The organism is Clostridium nitrophenolicum (assembly GCF_055391695.1).
In genome coordinates this window covers 4,305,164-4,328,598 of the sequence record NZ_AP042469.1, presented here as the reverse complement: position 1 = coordinate 4,328,598, position 23,435 = coordinate 4,305,164, and the positions used below count along the sequence as shown (strand labels likewise).

Sequence of the window (23,435 nt, the reverse complement as noted above, 5' to 3'; positions counted from 1 at the left end):
TTATATAAAATTAAGTTAAATATCAAGGAGGTAATTGTATATGAATTTATTTGTTGCACAGGTTGATGCAAGAAAGTATCAACCTAGAGATAAGCATGCAGTAATAATGAAGACTTTTGAAGATTTAAAAGCTGGAGAAAAAATGGAATTAATAAATGATCATGATCCACGTCCACTTTACTATCAATTTTTAGCTGAATACACAGATCAGTTTCAGTGGGAATATCTTGAGCAGGGGCCAGAGGTTTGGCGTGTATCTATAGGTAAGAAATAAACTGTAATAAATTTTCATACTATAAAATATAGAATGAAATTAAAGTAGGATTGTCTTGGAATTAGAGACAATCCTATTTTATTTTGAGAGTGAAATATGTAAAATTTGTGTAAACTCATTGTTTTATATCAATATAATTACAAATGTGGAATTAATAACATTGATATATAATACTAAAGTTATGTTAGAATAAAAAGGACAGGCTAAATAATACATGTACAAGGAGATGAATCTATGTTTGGCAGAAAGAATTTTTTACTAACATTTTTAGCATTTCTGTTTATTACTTTTTTATCAACTATTAAAGTATCTGCAGCTCCTGAAATTCAAAGGTTTGGAGGCAGCGACAGATACGAAACTTCTATTAAGGTTTCTCAAAACAACTGGCAGAAATCAGACTACGTAATATTGGTATCCGGAGAAGATTTCCCAGATGCCTTAAGTGCAGCACCTTTAGCTAAAAAGTATAATGCGCCTATCTTATTAAATGCAGGGACTGTACTAAAAGATTCTGTTAAAAGTGAGATTGTAAGACTTGGTGTAAAAAACGTTATGATAGTAGGGGGAACTGGTGTAATGCCTACTAGCATAGAGAGCCAGCTAAGTTCTATGGGCATAAAATCAAGTCGCTTACAGGGACAAGACAGATATGAGACAAGTGTAGAAGTTGCTAAAAATATAGGTGCAGGTAATGGCATAATAGTGGCATCAGGAGAGAATTTTCCAGATGCAGTATCTGTTGCTTCAATAGCAGCTGTAAAGCAAATACCTATATTACTTACTCCGAAAGATAAGCTTCCAGATGTTACAGCTAAATTTATAAGCAGTAATAATGCTAGCAGTGGCTATATTGTAGGTGGTACAGGAGTCGTAAGTGATTCGGCAGCAAGCAGTCTTGGAAATTATAAAAGATTAAGTGGACAGGATAGATATGAAACAAATTCGGCTATTATAAATGAATTTGCTTCAAATATAAGTTTTAATACTGTATATGTAGCGAATGGTGAAGGTTTTGCAGATGCACTATCTGGTTCAGCGGCAGCAGCAAAAACTTCATCACCGGTAGTATTGGTACATAATTCAAATGGAAGTCAGCAGCCTATAGTTAAGAGCAATATAAAATCTATATATACAATCAATGTACTTGGCGGAACAGGGGTAGTAGCGGATTATGTTATACAAAATCTTATAACTGGCCCTATCATAATAACTATAGACCCAGGTCATGGAGGATATGATTCTGGAGCTGTAGGCCCAAATGGAACTTATGAGAAAAACGTAACTTTAGCTGTATCGTTAAAGGTAGGAAAAATACTTCAGCAAAATGGAATAGGTGTAGTATACACAAGAACAAGTGATAGTGTATCTTGGCCAGCAGATGTTGTTCAAGACCTTCAAGCAAGGTGTGATATATCTGACAATGCTGGAGCTAATTACTTTGTATCAATACATACTAATAGTGCAGACGCATCAGAGGCTCGTGGAACAGAAACATATTACTATGATGGAAGTTCAGCAGGTCAAAAATTAGCACAGGCAATACAGACGGAACTTATTAATTCTACAGGATTTGTAGATAGAGGAATAAAAACTGCAAACTTCTATGTTTTAAAGAACACGGCAGCACCTTCTGTATTAGTGGAACTTGGATTCATAAGTAATCCAACTGAGGAAGCGCTTTTAGCAAGTGATAGTTTCCAAAACAAACTTGCGCAATCAATAGCGAATGGAATAATAAAAACTGTAAGATAATTGGAAAACCCTTAGATGAAAAAACATCTAAGGGTTTTAATTTAATATGGAAACTAATGAAGGATTATACTATAAAAATTTATGGCAATACTAATAATATGAAAAATTTGATATAATTGTATTTGTGAAATAGGTGAAAAAAAGAAGGTGAAAGTATGTCTCATTTATCTGCTAAAGAAAGCTATAAACATCTTATAGATAGGATTAATCGGTTTCCACAGGGAGCCCCTCCTTCTAAAACTCTATATAAAATTTTAAGTATTTTATTTAGCGAGAAGGAGGCTGAGTTAGTAGCTACTCTTCCAATAAAACCCTTCACAGCCAAAACTGCAAGTAAGATATGGAATATGGAAGAGGTAGAGGCTAGAAAGATATTAGATAGATTAGCGAGTAGAGCTATATTATTAGATGTTGATAATAATGGAACACAACAATATATGCTTCCGCCACCTATGGCAGGCTTTTTTGAATTCGCACTTATGAGGACTAGAAATGATATAGACCAAAAGTTATTAAGTGAACTTTATTACCAATACATGAATGTAGAAGAGGATTTTATTAAAGAATTATTTTTTAGTTCTGAAACACGACTTGGAAGAGTATTTGTACAGGAGGGAGTGCTTTCAAATAAGAATTCTGTTCATATATTAGATTATGAGAGAGCTAGTAATGTTATAAAAAATGCTTCTCATATAGGAATAAGTATGTGCTATTGCAGACATAAAATGCATCATATTAATCGTGGTTGTGATGCTCCATTAGATATATGTATGACTTTTGATAATGTTGCATCCTCTCTAGTAAAGCACAAATTTGCTCGTGAAGTAGAAGTATCAGAAGGATTGGAACTTCTTCATCAAGCATATGAACATAACTTGGTTCAATGTGGAGAAAATGTAAGAGAAAAGGTCACATTTATTTGTAACTGTTGTGGTTGTTGCTGCGAAGCTATGATTACAGCAAAAAAATTTGGAATGCTTCATCCTGTACATACTACAAATTTCATACCTAAGGTTGATGAAAATAATTGTATAGGATGCGGAAAATGTGTAAAAGCATGCCCAATAGGGGCTATAAAAATGATTTCTAACGGTGACGATAGCAAGAAGCGCTATGCTAAAATTGACGAAGATATATGCCTTGGATGCGGAGTATGTGTACGGTCTTGCTCAAAAAAGAGTATTAGTTTAGAAAGGCGGAAAGAGCATATAATAACTCCCGCTAATTCCGTTCATAGAGCAGTATTAATGGCAGTAGAAAAAAATCAGCTGCAAAATTTAATATTCGATAATCCTGCGCTAGGAAGTCATAGAGCAATGGCAGCAATTTTGTCAGCTATATTAAAGTTGCCTCCTATGAAACAGGCAATGGCAAGCAAACAGATGAAGTCTGTGTATCTAGAAAAGCTAATTAAAAAGATAGATATTTAAATATTTTAAAGAAAGGAGAATACCTTTCTTTTTTTTGATAAAAATATCAATTAAATAATATTAAGAGAAATATGAAGAAATATAAAAAAATTTGTAGAAAAAACACAAAAAACTACCTTGTAGAGTTGTTGTATAATTATTTAGTTTTTTTTATACTTATAGAAGTTTCTTTGGACCTGCATAAATAAAGATTTTTGTGAATTAATATTGGAGGATAAAATATGAATATATTTAGAAAAAAATCTGTAGAAGATTTTAGAGATGCAGCTAAGAAAAGTGGACTTAAGAAAAAGTTAAGTGCCTTTGATTTAGCTGCCCTTGGAATTGGATCAGTAGTGGGAACTGGCATATTTGTTGCTACTGGTCAGGGGTCACAATTAGCAGGCCCTGCTGTTACATTATCCTTTATAATAGCCGCTATTACAAGTGCACTTTGTGCATTAACATACTCAGAACTTGCCACGATGTTTCCCGTTGCAGGAAGTACTTATTCTTATTCATATGTGGCTTTCGGTGAAATTTGGGCATGGCTTATAGGGTGGAATTTAATACTTGAATATCTTGTTTCTGGAGCTGCTGTTGCTGCAGGATGGTCTGGAACATTTGTTGGAATGTTAAAAGACTATGGTATAAATTTACCAACGGCGATTACAAATTCCCCTCTTTCAGGAGGAATTGTAGATTTACCAGCTATTATAATTACAGCAGTTGTAACCTGGCTGCTCTATATTGGTGTATCGGAAAGTGCAAAAATAAATAACATTATAGTTGGTGTAAAGATATTCGTTATACTTGTATTTATTTTTCTTGGAATAACCCATGTGAATCCTGTAAACTACCATCCATTTGCTCCTTTTGGATTCAAAGGAGTAATGTCTGGAGCTGCAATAATATTCTTTGCATTTATTGGATTTGATGCAGTTTCAACAGCTGCAGAAGAAACTGAAAATCCCAAAAGAGATGTGCCCCTTGGATTGGGAATATGTATGATTTTAGTTATTATTCTTTATATAGCTGTTTCTTTAATACTTACTGGAATGGTGCCTTTTAAATTAATTGATGTAAATAATGCCCTTCCAGGAGCTCTGTCAAGAATAGGAGTTACTTGGGGATCTGCATTAGTTGGTGCTGGAGCGGTTTTAGGAATGATTTCTACATTACTTGTAACTTTATATGGACAAATTAGAATATTTATGGTTATGTCAAGGGATGGACTATTACCTAAATCTTTTGCTGCTATAACAAAAAAATATAGTACCCCTGGACGATGCACTATAATTACAGGTATTGTAACATCTATTATGGCTGGATTCTTACCTTTAGGTATGATTATGGATTTATGTAATATAGGAACTCTTTCTGCTTTTATATTTGTATCCTTAGGAGTTATTATATTAAGAAAAACCATGCCAAATATTGAAAGAAAATTTAAATGTCCTGGTGTTCCTTTTACGCCAATTTTAACAATAATTTTTTGCTTATATCTAATGATGAGTTTACCATCAGTTACTTGGATTAGATTTGCAATATGGACGGCAATAGGAGCTGTTATCTATTTTATGTATGGTATGAAGCACAGCACTTTAAATGATAGAGATGATATAGAAAGTAAAAAGAAAGCTTAATTATAAAAATTATACGACATAAGACCCTATATAGGGAATTAGGCTGAAAGTCAGCTTATACGACGGGATATGTTTCCAAGCTTCAGCACGTTAAAAACTTTTAGCCAGTCTAAAGTTTTTAAATCTACTTCAGCTTTGGAAACATATCCCTCTGTATAAGCTAACTTTCTAGTTACTTTTCCTATAAAAACTGTGTCGCATATTTTTTATATTATGTTGCTAAAAGGCCCAATTACCATTCTTGAATATATGAACTACTTCATCATCTCTAGTTTCTCCAGTTATATCAAGATCTGGCGAACCTACCATAAAATCTACATGTGTTAAAGAAATATTTGCTCCAGATTTTTCAAGCTTTTCTTCATTCATATTACTGCCACCTTCAAGGCATATAGGATAGGCTTCACCTAGAGCTAAATGACATGAAGCATTTTCATCAAATAATGTATTGTAGAATATTATATTTGAATTTGATATAGGTGAATCATAAGGCACTAAGGCAACTTCTCCAAGGTAATGGGAACCTTCATCCGTTTCTATTAGCTTCTTTAATGTTTCATAACCTTTCTCAGCTGAAAAATCTACAATTTTCCCATCTTTAAAAATCAAAGTAAAATTATCAATTAAATTTCCACTATAATTAAGTGGCTTTGTACTTTTTACCTTACCATTTACTCCTGTTTTTAAAGGAAGAGTAAATACTTCTTCAGTAGGCATATTTGCAACAAAATATGTTTGTTTTGAATTATACTCTCCTCCACCAGCCCATATATGTTTTTCAGGCAATTCAATAGTTAAATCTGTGCCCTTTGAAATATAGTGAAGCTTTTTAAATTTCTTTTCATTTAAAAATTCAACTTTCTTTTGAAGATTATCTAAATGATCATTCCAAGCATCTATAGGGTTATCCTTATCAACTCTTACTATTTTAAATATGTTTTCCCAAAGTTTTTCAATTGCGCTCTCCTCAGATAGGTTAGGGAAAACCTTTTTCGACCATGCTTTTGTAGGTATTGAAACAATAGACCATGCTACTGTGCTATTCATTATATATTCTCTATATTTTTTTAATGCAATAGATCTAGTTTTATTTGACTCTGCAATTTTTTTCGGATCTACATCTCTTAAAAGCTCTGGATTTGATGCTGAAATAGATAAAAATGCTGCTCCATTTTTAGCTAGCTCCTCATAGCCTTCAGCTTTCCATTTAGGAAACTCTTTAAATGCCTCCTCCGGTGCATTCATAAATTTAATAAGAGTAAGTTCTTCATCACTCCACTCTACATGGACTTCTTTAGCACCTGCCTTATATGCTTCTTTAGCTACAATTCTTGTAAATTCTGCACATTCTATAGGTGAGTTTATAACAAGAGTCTGACCCTTTTGAAGATTTACACCAACTCTTACTGACAGTTCAGCATACTTACTTAGAAGGTTTTCAAAATTATCCATAATACCTCTCCTTTAGTCATCATTAGCATTAAAATTATATCACATATGAAATATTTGAGCTTTATACAACTATTTTATCAAACATTGGGAAAATATCAATATTTAAAAATATTTACAAAATATGGTACGATGTTTTAAAATTTATATATGGATTGTAAATATATAGAAAAGTGATAATTAAGGTTTTACAGGGAGGTAATTCAATGGGGATAGATTATTATAGGAGAAGATCTAGAATTGAGGCAATAAGTAATTCACATAATTATTGCGATTATATGAAAAAAGATAATAATGAAACTCGAAAAGCCACTACTATAAAAAATAATGTAAGCTTTATTAATGTACTTAAAGAAAAAATTAATGAATTAAATAATAAATAATTTTGGCAATTTGCTAGTAGCATTCATATAATAGATTCCTATATCAGAATTATAGATATAGGAATTTTTATTATTTTGTTATAATTTAAATAAAATGGTTTGAAATTTAATAAACTAAGTGTTAATTGGAAAGTAATAAAGGAGTGAAGGACAGTGAAAAGAGGAGCTGTGGAAAGAAATTTTAGAAAAATAAAGAACCAAATAAATCAGATAGATGAAATAGTTAGACATACTAAAACCAATGCACTTTGGGAACATGAAGCTTCAATAAGAAAGAAAATAAAGCTATTGGAGGAGTTTGAAAATCAGGGGTTAAGGGATTATAAAGTAGTTTATGAGAAATATATAGAGATTTTTGACTATATATCAGAAAGACTTGTGGAGGATTATAATAGAAAAAATCATACTAGTTTCAGACTTAATGAAATAATAAGAAATAATCATGAGAATTACTTAAGATCCGGGATTATAAGTGTACTTATAACTCAACATATTCCTAGAATTATATCTAAGGAATTTGATATTGTGTTTCCCTCAAATCCCAAAGATGAATATGAGAGTGCAAGAAAAATTAAGAGAAAAATTTATCTTCATTTAGGAGAAACAAATACAGGGAAAACTTATAATGCTATGCAAAGACTTAAAGAGGCTGAAAATGGAATATACTTATCGCCTCTTAGAATATTAGCACTAGAAAACTACGAAAAATTAAATGCAGAAGGAGTAAAATGCAGCCTTTTAACAGGAGAAGAAGAGATAATAGTTGAAGAAGCAAAGCATATATCCTGTACTATAGAGAAACTTGATATTGAAAGAAATTATGATATTGCTGTTATAGATGAGATTCAAATGATTAATGATGACCAGAGAGGAACAGCGTGGACAAGGGCACTTTTAGGATTAAAGTGTGAAGAGATACATATTTGTGGTGCTTTAAATGCTAAAGAACTTCTCATTAAAATAATAGAAGATTGTCAGGATGAATACGAGTTTAGAGAATATAAGAGAAGTATTCCACTTGAACTACAATATGAAGAATTTAAGTATAAAGAAATTGAAGATGGAGATGCACTAGTAGTATTTTCTAAAAAGAAAGTACTACAGCTAGCATACCACTATGCTGATTTAGGTATAAAAGCCAGCCTCATCTATGGAGATTTACCTCCAGAAGTGAGGAGAAAACAGTATGATCAATTTATAAATAAAGAAACAAAAATTTTAATAACTACAGATGCCATAGGAATGGGAGTTAATCTGCCTATAAGAAGAATAATATTTATGGATGTTAAAAAATTTGATGGTACCGATATAAGATATTTAAACTCTCAAGAGGTTAAGCAAATTGCAGGTAGGGCAGGAAGAAAAGGTATATATGAAGTTGGATATGTAGCTTCTTATGGTGATACACAAGAGTTCATAAAAGAAATGATAGATGTGGAAGATAAAGTTATTGAGGAAGGTGTGGTAGGCCCGAGTGAAGCTATACTAAAAATAAAAAATCTTAATCTTAGAGAAAAATTGGCATTATGGAGCACGAGAAATGAAAAAGTACATTTTTATAGAAAAATGGATATAACAGAATATTTAATAGTGCTAGATAATGTAAAAACATATAAACTAGATGAAGGAATACAGTGGAAATTATTAAGAATTCCTTTTGATGTATCTAATCCTATTATGATGGATTCATTTTTAAGTTATGTAGATGAAGTTTTCATAGCTAAAAGAGAAATAATATCAAAGCCTCAATGCTTATTAAAAGATTTATATGAATTAGAAAATTATTATCAAAAAATAAATCTTTACTATTCATTTTCAAAAACCTTTGGATTAGAGTTTGATGAGCAGTGGGTATATGATGAGCGTATAAAAGTAAGTGAAGATATAAATGAGATATTAGTAAGTATATAAAAACTAAATATAATATTTCAATTACATAACACATATAATCAGCGTAGAACATTTTATTAAACTAGGTGATACCAGGCATCAAAACCTTTCGTTCTAATTTTAGGATGAAGGGTTTTTTATTTTTTTTGCGATAAATGCATTTTTTTATCTTTAGCATATAGTATCAGGTGGTATTATTTCCAGAGTTGGAATATATAAATTATTTTTCAAATTTTTCTTTTAAAATAATGAAGTATTATGTAGAATTAGAAATAGATATAATAAAAGGACTAAGGGGTGATAATCAATGTATTTTAATGAAAAAGGTAAAGCAAATACAAAAAAAACAATAGAACTAGCAATACAAGCAGCAAAAGAAAAGAATATAAAAAATATAGTTGTGGCATCATGCAGCGGAGATACAGTAAAACTCATTAAGGATAACAACGATTTAAATATAATTTGTGTTACTCATGCTTATGGATTCCAGGTACCAGGGCAAAATGAGATGCCAGATGATGTAAGGGAAGAGTTGAAAAGCATGGGTATAAAAGTTTTAACTACAACCCATGTCTTAAGTGGTGCAGAGAGAGGAATAAGTACAAAATTTGGTGGAGCAAATCCAGTAGAGATTATAGCTTATGCATTGAGAATGCTTGGACAAGGAACAAAGGTTTGTGTAGAAGTTGCAGTTATGGCTCTTGACTCAGGGTTTATCCCATATGGAGAAAAAGTAATAGCTATTGGTGGGACTGGAGTAGGAGCGGATACTGCAGTAGTTATTACCCCTGCTCATGCAAATAACATATTCTCAACAAAGATACATGAAATAATTTGTAAGCCAGAGAAGTTTTAATTAATTTTAGTATCATAAAAGAATATACTTGAAAGAGGAGAGAATTATGACAAATATAAGCATATGCGAAAAGATAAAGAGTACACTTAATGGTAAAATAGCACTAGGATCTATAGAAGCTAAGATTAAGGTAGGAGAATCTAGTGAACTGCTTTGGGAGGAAATATCTTCAGCAAGCAATGAAATATCTAGCAAGAATTCTTTGGAAGATGTTTTAAAAATTAATAATATAAAGGCGGCTAGAGAAGCATATAAAAAACTAGGGAAAGATCCTAGCAGATATAGAGTTTCATCTGAATCATTAGTAAGAAGAATTGTTAAAGGAAATGAACTTTACAAAGTAAATAATATAGTAGATATAAATAATTTAATATCTATACGTTCTTTTAATCCTGTTTGTGCATATGATTTAGATAAAATAGATACAGATATAGTTCTTACAATTGGAGAAGAAGGAGATTATTATGAAGGAATTGGAAGAGGGCAAATTAACTTATCCAATTTACCAGTATTTCGAGATAGTAAGGGTAACTTTGGAAGTACCACTTCTGATTCAGTAAGGGCGATGGTAACAGAAGATACTGAAAGGCTTCTATTAAATGTAGTTTCTTTTAATGGAAAAGAGGGTTTGGAAGAATACATGGAGTACTGCGAAGAACTTATTACAAAATATGCAGATGGGAAAGAGATTACTAAGCGCATAATAATATAAAAATAGGAGGAATAAAATGAAAAAGTGTATACACTGTGGAGAGTATTTTAAAGCATATTCTAAAAGCAGTGCAGGATTGTGTGAAGAATGTGCTGAATATGAATTTGAAAGAGGAATTACAAGATGCAGAGGATGTGGAAATATATTTGATTCTGATGAATTAACCAGAGGATTATGTGAAGCATGCAAAGATTCTTATGATAATGATAATTACGAAGATGGAGTTGAATTTGTGTCCTTTGAGGAAGAGTTTGATGAGGATTTAGGTGAAGATTCTGAGGATTACTATGATAGTTAGCAATATACAGCTAAGTAGGTGTATATGAAATGTTCAATAAAAATGCTGCTATAGGAGATAGATTGCATATAGTTTTACTAATAATATTTTTTATAGTTTTTATTTGGTCGGCAGTTAATCCTAAGAATTTATTTACTTGGTTTTTAGAAGTTTTACCAGCAGTTATAGGAGTTATAGTAATCACAATAACTTATAGCAAATTTAGATTTACAACCTTTGTATATGTATTAATTCTCATCCATACAATTATATTAATGGTAGGAGGACACTATACATATGCAGAGATGCCTTTATTCAATTGGATAAGAGATACCTTTAATTTAAGCAGAAATTATTATGATCGATTAGGACATTTTGCCCAGGGATTTATACCTGCTTTTATTGCTAAAGAAGTATTAATTAAAAAGTCATATTTGAAAAGGAGTAAAATGTTGAACTTTTTAATTATTTGTATTTGTTTATCAATAAGCGCTTCCTATGAACTACTAGAATGGGGAGTTGCTAAAGCGACAGGTACTGCTGCAGATGCATTTTTAGGAACTCAGGGAGATGTTTGGGATACTCAATGGGATATGTTTTTGGCACTAATAGGGTCTATAGTATCTGCATCAGTGTTCGGAAAAGTCCATGATAAATATATAGAGAAGTTGCAATAAAGTATTATTGCAACTTCTCTATATATTTAGTTTCGATTATAATTAAGATAAACGAAGTCTGGTGTGTCCATAAGGAAAATTTAAAGCATATTGAAGAATAATATAGAAACTTAAATATAATTTAGTTTAATGATACTCGTTATGATTAAAAAATGTTTTTATAGCTGGTACAATAATATTCGTCGCCAGGGAAAGCGGCATGATCCTTGAAAATTAAACAGAGGTTAAAAATCAAGATGATTTTTATTAAGTAAACTAAACCAGCAATTCTTTTGAACTACTTGTTAGTAGTCAAAAACAACAGTAATGAGCATTCAAACTTTTAAATTGAGAGTTTGATCCTGGCTCAGGACGAACGCTGGCGGCGTGCCTAACACATGCAAGTCGAGCGATGAAACCCTTCGGGGTGGATTAGCGGCGGACGGGTGAGTAACACGTGGGTAACCTGCCTCAAAGAGGGGGATAGCCTCCCGAAAGGGAGATTAATACCGCATAACATTAGTTTTTCGCATGGAGAACTAATTAAAGGAGCAATCCGCTTTGAGATGGACCCGCGGCGCATTAGCTAGTTGGTGAGGTAAAGGCTCACCAAGGCAACGATGCGTAGCCGACCTGAGAGGGTGATCGGCCACATTGGAACTGAGACACGGTCCAGACTCCTACGGGAGGCAGCAGTGGGGAATATTGCACAATGGGCGAAAGCCTGATGCAGCAACGCCGCGTGAGTGATGAAGGCCTTCGGGTTGTAAAGCTCTGTCTTTTGGGACGATAATGACGGTACCAAAGGAGGAAGCCACGGCTAACTACGTGCCAGCAGCCGCGGTAATACGTAGGTGGCGAGCGTTGTCCGGATTTACTGGGCGTAAAGGATGCGTAGGCGGATTTTTAAGTGAGATGTGAAATACCCGGGCTTAACTTGGGTGCTGCATTTCAAACTGGAAGTCTAGAGTGCGGGAGAGGAGAGTGGAATTCCTAGTGTAGCGGTGAAATGCGTAGAGATTAGGAAGAACACCAGTGGCGAAGGCGACTCTCTGGACCGTAACTGACGCTGAGGCATGAAAGCGTGGGTAGCAAACAGGATTAGATACCCTGGTAGTCCACGCCGTAAACGATGAGTACTAGGTGTAGGAGGTATCGACCCCTTCTGTGCCGCAGTTAACACAATAAGTACTCCGCCTGGGAAGTACGATCGCAAGATTAAAACTCAAAGGAATTGACGGGGGCCCGCACAAGCAGCGGAGCATGTGGTTTAATTCGAAGCAACGCGAAGAACCTTACCTAGACTTGACATCTCCTGAATTACTCGTAATGGAGGAAGCCCTTCGGGGCAGGAAGACAGGTGGTGCATGGTTGTCGTCAGCTCGTGTCGTGAGATGTTAGGTTAAGTCCTGCAACGAGCGCAACCCTTATCATTAGTTGCTACCATTAAGTTGAGCACTCTAGTGAGACTGCCCGGGTTAACCGGGAGGAAGGTGGGGATGACGTCAAATCATCATGCCCCTTATGTCTAGGGCTACACACGTGCTACAATGGGTAATACAAAGAGAAGCAATACAGTGATGTGGAGCAAAACTATAAAATTACCCTCAGTTCGGATTGTAGGCTGAAACTCGCCTACATGAAGCTGGAGTTGCTAGTAATCGCGAATCAGCATGTCGCGGTGAATACGTTCCCGGGCCTTGTACACACCGCCCGTCACACCATGAGAGCTGGCAACACCCGAAGTCCGTAGTCTAACCGTAAGGAAGACGCGGCCGAAGGTGGGGTTAGTGATTGGGGTGAAGTCGTAACAAGGTAGCCGTAGGAGAACCTGCGGCTGGATCACCTCCTTTCTAAGGAGTCGACAAAGTAGGTAATTCTACTTTGAAGGTTTGTTTACACTCTGTTTAATTTTGAGGGTTCAAATCCTAAATGGATTTGAACGGGTAATTTAGCCGAATACCTTCGGCGTTAAGAATTACCCCGGTCAGATGTTTCAATAACATCAATCTGGGGTTGTAAATTGCTCGTTATGAATCCCTTAATATTTTATGGGGGTATAGCTCAGCTGGGAGAGCACCTGCCTTGCACGCAGGGGGTCAAGGGTTCGAATCCCTTTATCTCCACCATAATTGTTCTTTGAAAATTGCACAGTGATATATAAATGAAAGTAAAGCTGAAGGTAAAACTACTTATTATATAAGTAAGTAACCTTTGTAGATTTAAGAATTAATATAAATTAATAGTAGCGAGCAGAACAAGGAAGCAACTGAATGAGGAGCAGAGTTTACTTAAGGTAAATGAGCACCGCAATGAAGGAAGCTGACGCAGTAATGCGAAGGTAATATTAATTTAGATGGTCAAGCTACAAAGGGCGCATGGTGAATGCCTTGGCACCAGTAGTCGAAGAAGGACGTGATAAGCTGCGATAAGCTTCGGGTAGGCGCAAATAGCCTGTGATCCGAAGATTTCCGAATGGGGCAACCCACACTACTAACGTAGTGTACTATAAACTGAATTCATAGGTTTATAGGGATATACCCGGGGAACTGAAACATCTAAGTACCCGGAGGAAGAGAAAGAAAAATCGATTTCCTAAGTAGCGGCGAGCGAAAGGGAAAGAGCCCAAACCAGGAACTTGTTCCTGGGGTTGAGGACAGATCACAAATGAAAGTAGGAGTTAATTGAAGAGAGCTGGAAGGCTCCGCCGTAGAAGGTAACAGCCCTGTAGGTGAAAACGGAAACTTTTAGATCTGCTCCAGAGTACCACGAGACACGTGAAACCTTGTGGGAAGCAGGGAGGACCACCTCCCAAGGCTAAATACTAACTGGTGACCGATAGTGAAGCAGTACCGTGAGGGAAAGGTGAAAAGAACCCCGGGAGGGGAGTGAAATAGAACCTGAAACCGTGTGTCCACAACCGGTCAAAGCACTTTTACGTGCGATGACGTGCTTTTTGTAGAACGAGCCAGCGAGTTACGATATGTAGCAAGGTTAAGCACTTAAGGTGCGCAGCCGAAGGGAAACCGAGTCTGAATAGGGCAATAAGTTGCATGTCGTAGACCCGAAACCGAGTGACCTATCCATGGACAGGTTGAAGCGGAAGTAAAATTCCGTGGAGGACCGAACCACGTTGGTGTTGAAAAACCATGGGATGAGCTGTGGATAGCGGAGAAATTCCAATCGAACTCGGAGATAGCTGGTTCTCCTCGAAATAGCTTTAGGGCTAGCGTTGAGAATGAGTAATGGAGGTAGAGCACTGAATGGGCTAGGGGCTGACAACAGTTACTGAACCCTATCAAACTCCGAATGCCATATACTTGAATCTCAGCAGTCAGACTACGAATGATAAGATCCGTGGTCAAAAGGGAAACAGCCCAGATCATCAGCTAAGGTCCCAAAGTGTAAGTTAAGTGGAAAAGGATGTGGGATTTCTAAGACAACTAGGATGTTGGCTTAGAAGCAGCCACTCATTCAAAGAGTGCGTAATAGCTCACTAGTCGAGAGATCCTGCGCCGAAGATGTCCGGGGCTAAAACTTACCACCGAAGCTATGGGCTCGAAAGAGCGGTAGAGGAGCTTCCTGTATGGATTGAAGTCGTACCGAAAGGAGCGGTGGACTGTACAGGAGTGAGTATGCTGGCATAAGTAGCGAGAAATAAGTGAGAATCTTATTGGTCGAAAACCTAAGGTTTCCTGAGGAAGGCTCGTCCGCTCAGGGTTAGTCGGGACCTAAGCCGAGGCCGAAAGGCGTAGGTGATGGACAATCGGTTGATATTCCGATACCGCCAACTGACGTTATTACAAATGGGATGACGCAGGAGGATAAGATGTGCGCACTATTGGATGTGCGTCTAAGCACTTAGACATGTTTAACAGGCAAATCCGTTAAACTTAGTTGAGGTGTGATGGGGAGCCCTTATGGGCGAAGTATCTGATTCCACGCTGCCAAGAAAAGTCTCTATGGAGGAAGTTGGTGCCCGTACCGCAAACCGACACAGGTAGGTGAGGAGAGAATCCTAAGACCAGCGGAAGAATTGTTGTCAAGGAACTCGGCAAATTGACCCCGTAAGTTAGCGATAAGGGGTGCCTACGCAAGTAGGTCGCAGAGAATAGGCCCAAGCAACTGTTTAGCAAAAACACAGGTCTCTGCTAAAGCGAAAGCTGATGTATAGGGGCTGACGCCTGCCCGGTGCTGGAAGGTTAAGGGGAACACTTAGCGCAAGCGAAGGTGTGAACTTAAGCCCCAGTAAACGGCGGCCGTAACTATAACGGTCCTAAGGTAGCGAAATTCCTTGTCGGGTAAGTTCCGACCCGCACGAATGGCGTAATGACTTGGGCACTGTCTCGACAACAAATCCGGCGAAATTGTAGTGCAAGTGAAGATGCTTGCTACCCGCGATTGGACGGAAAGACCCCGTAGAGCTTTACTGTAGCTTAGCATTGAGTTTCGGTATTGTCTGTACAGGATAGGTGGGAGACTGAGAAACAAGGGCGTCAGCCTTTGTGGAGTCATCCTTGGGATACCACCCTGACAGTACTGGGATTCTAACCGGCGGCCATGAATCTGGTCACGGGACATTGTTAGGTGGGCAGTTTGACTGGGGCGGTCGCCTCCTAAAAAGTAACGGAGGCGCCCAAAGGTTCCCTCAGAACGGTTGGAAATCGTTCGTAGAGTGCAAAGGCAGAAGGGAGCCTGACTGCGACACATACAAGTGGAGCAGGGACGAAAGTCGGGCTTAGTGATCCGGTGGTTCCTCGTGGGAGGGCCATCGCTCAACGGATAAAAGCTACCTCGGGGATAACAGGCTGATCTCCCCCAAGAGTCCACATCGACGGGGAGGTTTGGCACCTCGATGTCGGCTCGTCGCATCCTGGGGCTGAAGTAGGTCCCAAGGGTTGGGCTGTTCGCCCATTAAAGCGGCACGCGAGCTGGGTTCAGAACGTCGTGAGACAGTTCGGTCCCTATCCGTCGCGGGCGTAGGAAATTTGAGAGGAGCTGTCCTTAGTACGAGAGGACCGGGATGGACTGACCTCTGGTGCACCAGTTGTTCCGCCAGGAGCACAGCTGGGTAGCTATGTCGGGACGGGATAAACGCTGAAAGCATCTAAGCGTGAAGCCCACCTCAAGATTAGATTTCCCATAGCGTAAGCTAGTAAGACCCCTTGAAGAACACAAGGTTGATAGGTCAGAGGTGTAAGCATGGTAACATGTTCAGCTGACTGATACTAATAGGTCGAGGGCTTGACCAATACAATTCACTGTGCAATTTTGAGAGGGCAAATGTCTAAATGACATTTGCCGGGTAATTTAGCTAACACCAGTTAGCGTTAAGAATTACCCGGTGTTCCTTAAAAATGAAAAAACAAAAAGTAACAACTAAAAATTGATAGAAGCGAGTAGTACAAGGAAGCGACTGAGCGAGGAACAGAGTTTACTGATCTGTAAATGAGTACCGCAGGGAGGGAGCTGACGAAGTAATACGAAGCTTATAGCAATTTTTGCAGAATATGCGGGTGTAACTCAATGGTAGAGTGCTAGCCTTCCAAGCTAGTTACGAGGGTTCGATTCCCTTCACCCGCTCCAATATAACGGGGTGTGGCGCAGATGGGAGCGCGCGTGGTTTGGGACCATGAGGTCGCAGGTTCAATCCCTGTCACCCCGACCAAAAAACACTAGATAGATGTCTAGTGTTTTTTTATTTTTGGTTAAAATAATTTGCTATAAAAATTCTTTTAAATTTGTAGTTTTTTAATATATAATATACAGGGACGCAAAAAAGGAGGAGAGGAAATGACTTTAAGTGATAAGGTTTACAATACGTTAAAAGAATTAGTTGCAGCACCTGGAGTATCAGGTACAGAAAGTGAAAATATAACATCTGAAAAGATATACAGCATACTATCGGAAATACCATATTTCAAAAACAATAAAAAGAATTTTGGTATGGAACTAATAGAAGAAGACCCATATGGAAGAAGTTTTGTATGGGGTGTTGTGCATGGAAAAGAACAATCAAATAACACACTAATATTAACAGGGCATCTAGATGTAGTAGAAGTAGAAGAGTTTGGACACTTAAAACCTGTTGCTTTCAATATTGAAGAATGTACTAAGAGAATCAGTGAGTTAAATCTAGATAAAGAAGCATTAAGAGATCTTGAATCCGGTAAATGGATTTTTGGAAGAGGTACTGCCGATATGAAATATGGCATAGCCTTAGACATAGAAATGCTTAGAGAACTTAGTGAAGAGAGGAATTTTAAAGGAAATTTGCTATTCTTAGCAGTGCCCGGAGAGGAAAGTAACTCAGAAGGAATGATTGCATCTGTACCTTTCTTTTTAAAACTACAAGAGGAGAGGGGATACGACTATTGTGGAGTAATTGTTTCTGAATGTTGTATACCTGATAATGAAAATGATAAGTTAAAAAAGCTCTATATGGGAACTGTGGGAAAGATAATGCCATTATTTTTCTGCGTAGGTAAGGAAACTCATGTAGGAGAATCTCTTAAAGGATTAAATCCCAATGCCTTAGTTTCAGAAATAAATAGGCTATTAGAGTATAATCCGGATTTTTCGGATCAAGTTAACGATACTATTACACCACCACCTACATGCCTAAAACAGTTAGATTTAAAGGAGCTATACTCTGTACAGACTCCATTATATGCAGCAGCATATTATAACATATTAACTTTAAGTATTTCAGAAGACAAACTTATGAGGGATTTAAAGGAGTTAAGTTTAAAAGCTTTTAACAATGTTTTAGATTTATTAAAGGAAAAGAGAGATAAATTTATAAAAAAATCTCCAGATAAAGTTCAATACATGGAAGGAGAACCTTGTGTTATGACTTATGAAGAGCTTTTAATGGAAGTTAAGGCTAAAGTAAAAGATTTTGATAAATATATAAAGGACAAGGTTGAGCTTTGGAAAAAAGAAAAAATGGACAACCAGACTATTGCAATAAATATTGTCAAAGAGACTTATGAAAAATATAATAGCAAAAAACCAATGATAATAGTTTCTTTTATTCCTCCATACTATCCACATAAATATTTACAAGGTATAGATGATAAAAGTAAAAGGTTTATAGAAGTTATAGATGAAACAATAGAACTTGCTGAAAAGAAATTTAATGAAAAACTTATAAAAGAAGACTTTTTTATGGCTATATCTGATTTAAGTTATACTGGAATAGAAGGAAGTAAAAATCTAGATCATTTATCATCTAATATTGTTGCTTATGATATAAATTATAAATTACCATTAGACTGTTTAGATAAGCTTAATATTCCAGGTATAGTTTTTGGTGGTGAAGGAAAGGACTTTCATAAATATACTGAAAGGTTGAATGTCCCATATTCATTTAATGTAGTTCCTGAATTGTACAAAAATATGATTTTTTCTCTACTTAAGTAGAAATCAAGGATATAATTTAAGGCACAAAAGACTAATTGGTTTTTTGTGCCTTAAATTATTCGTTATCAAATTTTAATCTTGAACATAAGGCAAGGTTTTGACAAATTCATAGAAATCTTTATATTCTCCTATATAATCTGATATTATCTCATCTTTTGTTCTATGGAGTAGATTGTCCGTTATTAAATATGTCTTCATACCTAATTGTTTTGACACAAGATCTTCTTGTACATCATTTCCAACCATAAGACATTCTTCAGGATTTTTAGAAATATCATTTAATATTTCTTCGTAGTACTTCAATTGAGGTTTACAATAATGATTTTTTTCAAAGCTTGATATGTAAGAGAACTCTTTAGGATCAAAACCAGCCCAACGAACTCTATGATGGATTGCTTTAATTGGAAAGAGTGGATTTGTGGCAATTACAATTTTGTATCCTTTTTCTTTTAAGATTTTAACACTTTCTCTAATAGATTCAACATCTTTAACCGCCTCTTTAACTCTAAAGAAAGTAGTATCATAAAAATCATCGAAACGCTGCTTAATTTTTAATAAGTCATAGTTTACCCTTTGGCCAAAGTCATTCATAAATACATCTTCGTTGGTTTTATCCTCCAAATTTGCCACCATAGTCTTAGTAGAACCCCATATGTTTTTGGCAAGCTCCTCTGGAGTCAGTATATCAGAAAAGGATTTTGTAAGTTCTTCAAAGTATATTTTTTCAAACAGAGCCATATCCAGTGGAAGTAATGTTCCATCTAGATCAAATAAAATAGTATTCATAGCTATCCTCCTTAATTGTTATGTAAAATATTTTATCACAGGGAGGAGGAATTTACTATTATTGATGAAAGTTTTTTCTCAACTTATGAATGATATTGACGTTTTGTGTGAAAAATTTTAAATGTTTTTGAATGAAAATGATTGATTTTTGAAAATTCCTATATTATAATGTTTACATAGAGTAAAGATATTATATATCAATAAGTAGGTGATAAAATGCTGACTGAAGAAAGACACAGTATTATATTAGATTTATTAAGAGAAAAAGGGGTAATAAAAATAATAGATCTTATAGAGGCTACTAATACATCAGAATCGACTATAAGACGAGATTTAACTTATTTAGAGAGTATTAATGCTTTGAAAAGAATACATGGTGGTGCAACACTACCTAAAGGAAGGCTAATTGAACCCAGCTATAGTGAAAAAGAAGTTCAAAGCGTAGATGAGAAGAAGATTATTGCTAAATATGCCGCATCTTTAATAGAAGATGGCGACAGTGTATATCTAGATGCTGGTACATCAACCTATGAAATGATTCAATATATAGATAAAAGCAACATTGTTGTTGTTACTAATGGTCTTAAGCATATAAATGCTCTAGTTGATAAAGACATAAATGCCTATATACTTGGAGGAAAAATTAAAAATATAACAAAGGCAGTTATAGGCTCAGATGCTCTAAAAAGTCTTGAGAAGTTCAGATTTGATAAATGTTTTCTGGGTATAAATGGAATACACATTGAATGTGGTTTTACTACTCCAGATTCCGAAGAGGCTATGCTTAAAGAAAACGCTATCAAGCATTCAAGACAATCCTTTGTATTGGCTGATGAAAGCAAATTTGGAGAAGTTAGCTTTGTAAAAGTAGCAGATTTAAAAGATGCTGTTATAATTACAAATTCGGAAGTTGAAAATTACAAAGAATATAATGAAAAAACTAAAGTAAAGGTTGTGACAATTTAATGATATATACTGTAACTTTTAACCCTTCAATAGACTATGTTATTAAGGTTGAAAACTTCACAGCAGGAACTGTTAACAGAGTGGTTGACGAAAATAAATATGCTGGTGGAAAAGGTATAAATGTATCAAGAGTTTTAAATAACTTAGGAATAAAAAGCAGGGCATTAGGTTTTATTGGGGGATTTACAGGACAGTTTATAGAGAGTTTTCTTCAAAAGGAAGAAATATATACTGATTTTATCCAGGTAAATGGAGATACGAGAATAAATGTTAAGCTTAGTTCTAATGAAGAAACAGAGATAAATGGTAGTGGTCCTAATATTGGGGAAGAAGATTTAAATAAGTTATTTGGAAAGATAGATGCTCTAAATTCAGAAGACATTTTAGTGTTGGCTGGAAATGTGCAGAAGTCTCTTCCAAGGAATATATATTCGCAAATTCAAGAGAAGGTAAAAAATAAAGAGGTAAAAGTAGTTGTAGATACTACTGGTGAGGCTTTGATATCTACACTAAGACACAAGCCATTTTTGATTAAGCCTAACAATCACGAATTAGGTGAAATATTTAATATTGAGATTTATAAGAAAGAGGATATAATAAAATATTCACAAAAGCTTAGAGAAATGGGAGCACAAAATGTAATTATATCTATGGCAGGTGAAGGTGCGCTATTAATATGTAGTGAAGGAGTATATCATGCATCTGCTCCAAAAGGAATTGTAAAAAATTCAGTAGGGGCAGGAGATTCACTTATAGCAGGATTCCTTGCTAGCTATTCTAAAACTCAAGATATTAACGAAGCTTTTAGATACGGAGTAGCATCGGGAAGCGCTACAGCATTTTCTATGGACTTATGCAAAAGGGAAGAGGTAGAAAAGCTACTTGTACAGGTTAAGATCACTAAATTATCTTCTTAAAAGTTACTTCAGAGAAATTATTTTTCTGAAGTACAATTTAAATAATAAAAAATTAATGCCTAAGATGAAAACCTTTTAAAAATAGGAGGAAAGTTATGAAAATTACAGAGCTTCTAACAAAAGAAACGATTATTGTAGATTTAAAATCAAACACAAAAGCTGACGTAATAGATGAATTGACAAATAAATTAGATAGAGCAGGAAGACTAAATAACAAAGAAGAATTTAAGAATGCCATATGGAAAAGGGAAAATGAATTTTCAACAGGAATAGGAGAAGGAATAGCAATTCCACATGCGAAAACATCTGCAGTTAAAACTCCAGCCTTAGCTTTTGGCCGCTCTAAGAGTGGAATAGATTATGATTCTTTAGACGGAAACAGTTCTCACATATTTTTTATGATAGCGGCAAGCGAAGGAGCTCATAATGAGCACTTAGATACATTATCTAGATTATCCAGTATGCTTATGAATGAAAGCTTTAGAGAAAAGCTTATGAGTGCAAATTCAGAGAATGAGATTTTATCATTAATCGATAGTGAAGAAAAGAGTTATTTAAAGGAACAAAAACAAGATGTAAATACTAAGAATAGAGAATCTAATGGTTTAGTATTAGCTGTAACTGCATGTCCAACTGGCATAGCTCATACTTATATGGCAGCTGATGCATTAAAAAATAAAGCCAAAGATATGGGAATAGATATAAAGGTAGAAACTAATGGTTCTACGGGGGTTAAAAATAGATTAACAGAAGAAGAAATCGAAAAGGCAACTGCTATTATAGTTGCTGCAGATAAGCAAGTTGAAATGTCTAGATTTGAGGGTAAGAAACTAATTCAAGTTCCTGTTGCCCAAGCTATTAAGAAGCCAGAAGAGCTTTTAAATAAAGGGTTAAGTGGTGATGCAGCAGTATATCATCACAGCGGAAATGATAAAAATGTATCAGCAAGTAAAAATGAAAGAACAGGATTCTATAAACATCTTATGAATGGTGTTTCCAATATGCTTCCTTTTGTTGTAGGAGGAGGTATATTAATAGCAATTTGCTTTATGTTTGGTATAAAAGCTTTTGATCCAAAGGACCCATCCTTTAACCCAACAGCTAAGCTTTTAATGGATATAGGTGGTGGAAATGCATTTTCACTAATGATACCAGTTCTAGCTGGATTCATAGGCAGCAGTATAGCTGACAGACCAGGTTTTGCGCCAGCGATGGTTGGAGGATTTATAGCAGCAAATAATGGTGCTGGATTCTTAGGAGGGTTAATTGCAGGTTTCCTCGGTGGCTACGTTGTATTAGGTCTTAAAAATATATTCTCTAAATTACCACAGTCATTAGAGGGCATAAAGCCAGTACTATTATATCCGCTATTTGGAATATTCATCACTGGAGCTATTATGTTCCTCGTTGTTATTAATCCGGTTAAAGCTCTTAATGCAGGTGTTACAAGTTGGTTAAGTTCTATGGGGACTGCCAATAAGATAATTCTTGGTATAGTATTAGGTGGAATGATGGCTATTGATATGGGTGGTCCAATAAATAAAGCTGCATTTACCTTTGGAATAGCAATGATTGGTTCAGGGAATTATTATCCTCATGCTGCAATTATGGCTGGAGGTATGGTTCCACCATTAGGTATTGCTATTGCAACTACATTATTTAAAAATAGATTTACAAAACAGGAAAGAGATGCAGGTAAAACTTGTTATATAATGGGTGCAAGTTTTATAACTGAAGGTGCTATACCTTTTGCAGCAGCTGACCCTGGTAGAGTTATACCTTCGATAGTTGTAGGTTCAGCGATAGCAGGAGCGCTTACTATGATGTTTAATATAGGGCTTCCAGCCCCACATGGAGGAATCTTCGTAATTCCTATAGTAAAAGGTAACCCATTATTATATGTAGCGGCTATATTAATTGGATCTTTTGTTACAGCAATAATGTTAGGATTCCTTAAAAAACCAATAGAAGATTAATTAAAAAAGCCTTGTTAAAATAAGTTTAAAAACTTCTATTTTAACAAGGCTTTTTTATATA

At 35.5% G+C, this 23,435-nt stretch carries 16 protein-coding genes, 3 tRNA genes and 2 rRNA genes; 19 read left to right on the top strand and 2 right to left on the bottom strand.

Translation table 11 applies throughout. The features are described 5' to 3' along the window. The first annotated feature begins 40 nt into the window (after positions 1–40). The 4 genes from ACZ5N4_RS20480 (at position 41) to ACZ5N4_RS20465 (ending at position 5,081) form a co-directional block, all read left to right on the top strand. A complete protein-coding gene (locus tag ACZ5N4_RS20480; protein ID WP_464204344.1) occupies positions 41–274 on the top strand; it encodes a DUF2249 domain-containing protein in 234 nt (77 codons plus the stop codon). A gap of 234 nt (positions 275–508) precedes the next feature. Further along, the gene (locus tag ACZ5N4_RS20475; protein ID WP_464204343.1) at positions 509–2,026 is read left to right on the top strand and encodes a cell wall-binding repeat-containing protein; all 1,518 of its coding nucleotides are present in this window, start codon (positions 509–511) and stop codon (positions 2,024–2,026) included. Between the two features lie 155 nt (positions 2,027–2,181). Continuing rightward, on the top strand, positions 2,182–3,456 hold the full coding sequence (locus tag ACZ5N4_RS20470; protein ID WP_464204342.1) for a 4Fe-4S dicluster domain-containing protein: 1,275 nt from the start codon (positions 2,182–2,184) through the stop codon (positions 3,454–3,456). A gap of 221 nt (positions 3,457–3,677) precedes the next feature. Continuing rightward, positions 3,678–5,081, top strand: a complete 1,404-nt coding sequence (locus tag ACZ5N4_RS20465) for an APC family permease (protein WP_464204341.1) — start codon at positions 3,678–3,680, stop codon at positions 5,079–5,081. 219 nt (positions 5,082–5,300) lie between these two features. Here the strand turns inward: ACZ5N4_RS20465 and ACZ5N4_RS20460 are convergent, their stop codons facing one another. Further along, positions 5,301–6,533 (bottom strand): aminopeptidase, encoded by a 1,233-nt coding sequence (locus tag ACZ5N4_RS20460; RefSeq protein ID WP_464204340.1) that lies wholly within the window; start codon positions 6,531–6,533, stop codon positions 5,301–5,303. Between the two features lie 203 nt (positions 6,534–6,736). Here ACZ5N4_RS20460 and ACZ5N4_RS20455 point away from each other — a divergent pair, with 203 nt between their 5' ends. From ACZ5N4_RS20455 to ACZ5N4_RS20400, 12 genes are all read left to right on the top strand, one after another. Beyond that, positions 6,737–6,913, top strand: coding sequence for a hypothetical protein (locus tag ACZ5N4_RS20455; RefSeq protein ID WP_464204339.1), 177 nt, complete (start codon positions 6,737–6,739; stop codon positions 6,911–6,913). Between the two features lie 153 nt (positions 6,914–7,066). Beyond that, on the top strand, positions 7,067–8,824 hold the full coding sequence (locus tag ACZ5N4_RS20450) for a helicase-related protein (RefSeq protein ID WP_464204338.1): 1,758 nt from the start codon (positions 7,067–7,069) through the stop codon (positions 8,822–8,824). A 286-nt stretch (positions 8,825–9,110) separates the two neighbouring features. Continuing rightward, a complete protein-coding gene (locus ACZ5N4_RS20445) occupies positions 9,111–9,659 on the top strand; it encodes a pyruvate kinase alpha/beta domain-containing protein (RefSeq protein WP_464204337.1) in 549 nt (182 codons plus the stop codon). A 46-nt stretch (positions 9,660–9,705) separates the two neighbouring features. Next, the gene (locus ACZ5N4_RS20440) at positions 9,706–10,371 is read left to right on the top strand and encodes a B3/B4 domain-containing protein (protein ID WP_464204336.1); all 666 of its coding nucleotides are present in this window, start codon (positions 9,706–9,708) and stop codon (positions 10,369–10,371) included. 16 nt (positions 10,372–10,387) lie between these two features. Beyond that, positions 10,388–10,669 (top strand): hypothetical protein, encoded by a 282-nt coding sequence (locus ACZ5N4_RS20435; protein WP_464204335.1) that lies wholly within the window; start codon positions 10,388–10,390, stop codon positions 10,667–10,669. A gap of 29 nt (positions 10,670–10,698) precedes the next feature. After that, on the top strand, positions 10,699–11,325 hold the full coding sequence (locus ACZ5N4_RS20430) for a DUF2238 domain-containing protein (RefSeq protein ID WP_464204333.1): 627 nt from the start codon (positions 10,699–10,701) through the stop codon (positions 11,323–11,325). 323 nt (positions 11,326–11,648) lie between these two features. Continuing rightward, positions 11,649–13,157: ribosomal RNA gene (locus ACZ5N4_RS20425) — 16S ribosomal RNA — on the top strand. Positions 13,158–13,357: 200 nt separating this feature from the next. Further along, positions 13,358–13,433 (top strand) — tRNA-Ala (locus ACZ5N4_RS20420). A 229-nt stretch (positions 13,434–13,662) separates the two neighbouring features. Continuing rightward, positions 13,663–16,556: ribosomal RNA gene (locus ACZ5N4_RS20415) — 23S ribosomal RNA — on the top strand. Together the 16S and 23S rRNA genes with 3 tRNA genes alongside form the textbook arrangement of a ribosomal RNA operon. A 260-nt stretch (positions 16,557–16,816) precedes the next feature. Then, positions 16,817–16,890: transfer RNA gene (locus ACZ5N4_RS20410), tRNA-Gly, on the top strand. 6 nt (positions 16,891–16,896) lie between these two features. Beyond that, positions 16,897–16,972: transfer RNA gene (locus ACZ5N4_RS20405), tRNA-Pro, on the top strand. 125 nt (positions 16,973–17,097) lie between these two features. Continuing rightward, entirely contained in the window at positions 17,098–18,729 is a 1,632-nt protein-coding gene (locus tag ACZ5N4_RS20400; RefSeq protein ID WP_464204332.1) for a M20/M25/M40 family metallo-hydrolase, read from the top strand. Between the two features lie 72 nt (positions 18,730–18,801). Here the strand turns inward: ACZ5N4_RS20400 and ACZ5N4_RS20395 are convergent, their stop codons facing one another. Next, positions 18,802–19,515 (bottom strand): HAD family hydrolase, encoded by a 714-nt coding sequence (locus ACZ5N4_RS20395; RefSeq protein WP_464204331.1) that lies wholly within the window; start codon positions 19,513–19,515, stop codon positions 18,802–18,804. A gap of 216 nt (positions 19,516–19,731) precedes the next feature. Here ACZ5N4_RS20395 and ACZ5N4_RS20390 point away from each other — a divergent pair, with 216 nt between their 5' ends. The 3 genes from ACZ5N4_RS20390 to ACZ5N4_RS20380 all read left to right on the top strand — a co-directional run bounded on the left by ACZ5N4_RS20390 (position 19,732) and on the right by ACZ5N4_RS20380 (position 23,374). Beyond that, on the top strand, positions 19,732–20,481 hold the full coding sequence (locus tag ACZ5N4_RS20390; protein ID WP_464204330.1) for a DeoR/GlpR family DNA-binding transcription regulator: 750 nt from the start codon (positions 19,732–19,734) through the stop codon (positions 20,479–20,481). Next, positions 20,481–21,398, top strand: a complete 918-nt coding sequence (pfkB, locus tag ACZ5N4_RS20385) for a 1-phosphofructokinase (RefSeq protein ID WP_464204329.1) — start codon at positions 20,481–20,483, stop codon at positions 21,396–21,398. The genes ACZ5N4_RS20390 and pfkB overlap by 1 nt, the downstream gene beginning before the upstream one ends. A gap of 95 nt (positions 21,399–21,493) precedes the next feature. Beyond that, positions 21,494–23,374, top strand: a complete 1,881-nt coding sequence (locus tag ACZ5N4_RS20380) for a PTS fructose transporter subunit IIABC (RefSeq protein ID WP_464204328.1) — start codon at positions 21,494–21,496, stop codon at positions 23,372–23,374. Positions 23,375–23,435 lie beyond the last annotated feature (61 nt).

Bases quoted from the DNA above. Each gene is read 5' to 3' on its own strand.
- ACZ5N4_RS20480 (WP_464204344.1), top strand. From the start codon at position 41: ATGAATTTATTTGTTGCACAGGTTGATGCAAGAAAGTATCAACCTAGA.
- ACZ5N4_RS20475 (WP_464204343.1), top strand. From the start codon at position 509: ATGTTTGGCAGAAAGAATTTTTTACTAACATTTTTAGCATTTCTGTTT.
- ACZ5N4_RS20470 (WP_464204342.1), top strand. From the start codon at position 2,182: ATGTCTCATTTATCTGCTAAAGAAAGCTATAAACATCTTATAGATAGG.
- ACZ5N4_RS20465 (WP_464204341.1), top strand. From the start codon at position 3,678: ATGAATATATTTAGAAAAAAATCTGTAGAAGATTTTAGAGATGCAGCT.
- ACZ5N4_RS20460 (WP_464204340.1), bottom strand. From the start codon at position 6,533: ATGGATAATTTTGAAAACCTTCTAAGTAAGTATGCTGAACTGTCAGTA.
- ACZ5N4_RS20455 (WP_464204339.1), top strand. From the start codon at position 6,737: ATGGGGATAGATTATTATAGGAGAAGATCTAGAATTGAGGCAATAAGT.
- ACZ5N4_RS20445 (WP_464204337.1), top strand. From the start codon at position 9,111: ATGTATTTTAATGAAAAAGGTAAAGCAAATACAAAAAAAACAATAGAA.
- ACZ5N4_RS20440 (WP_464204336.1), top strand. From the start codon at position 9,706: ATGACAAATATAAGCATATGCGAAAAGATAAAGAGTACACTTAATGGT.
- ACZ5N4_RS20435 (WP_464204335.1), top strand. From the start codon at position 10,388: ATGAAAAAGTGTATACACTGTGGAGAGTATTTTAAAGCATATTCTAAA.
- ACZ5N4_RS20430 (WP_464204333.1), top strand. From the start codon at position 10,699: ATGTTCAATAAAAATGCTGCTATAGGAGATAGATTGCATATAGTTTTA.
- ACZ5N4_RS20400 (WP_464204332.1), top strand. From the start codon at position 17,098: ATGACTTTAAGTGATAAGGTTTACAATACGTTAAAAGAATTAGTTGCA.
- ACZ5N4_RS20395 (WP_464204331.1), bottom strand. From the start codon at position 19,515: ATGAATACTATTTTATTTGATCTAGATGGAACATTACTTCCACTGGAT.
- ACZ5N4_RS20390 (WP_464204330.1), top strand. From the start codon at position 19,732: ATGCTGACTGAAGAAAGACACAGTATTATATTAGATTTATTAAGAGAA.
- pfkB (WP_464204329.1), top strand. From the start codon at position 20,481: ATGATATATACTGTAACTTTTAACCCTTCAATAGACTATGTTATTAAG.
- ACZ5N4_RS20380 (WP_464204328.1), top strand. From the start codon at position 21,494: ATGAAAATTACAGAGCTTCTAACAAAAGAAACGATTATTGTAGATTTA.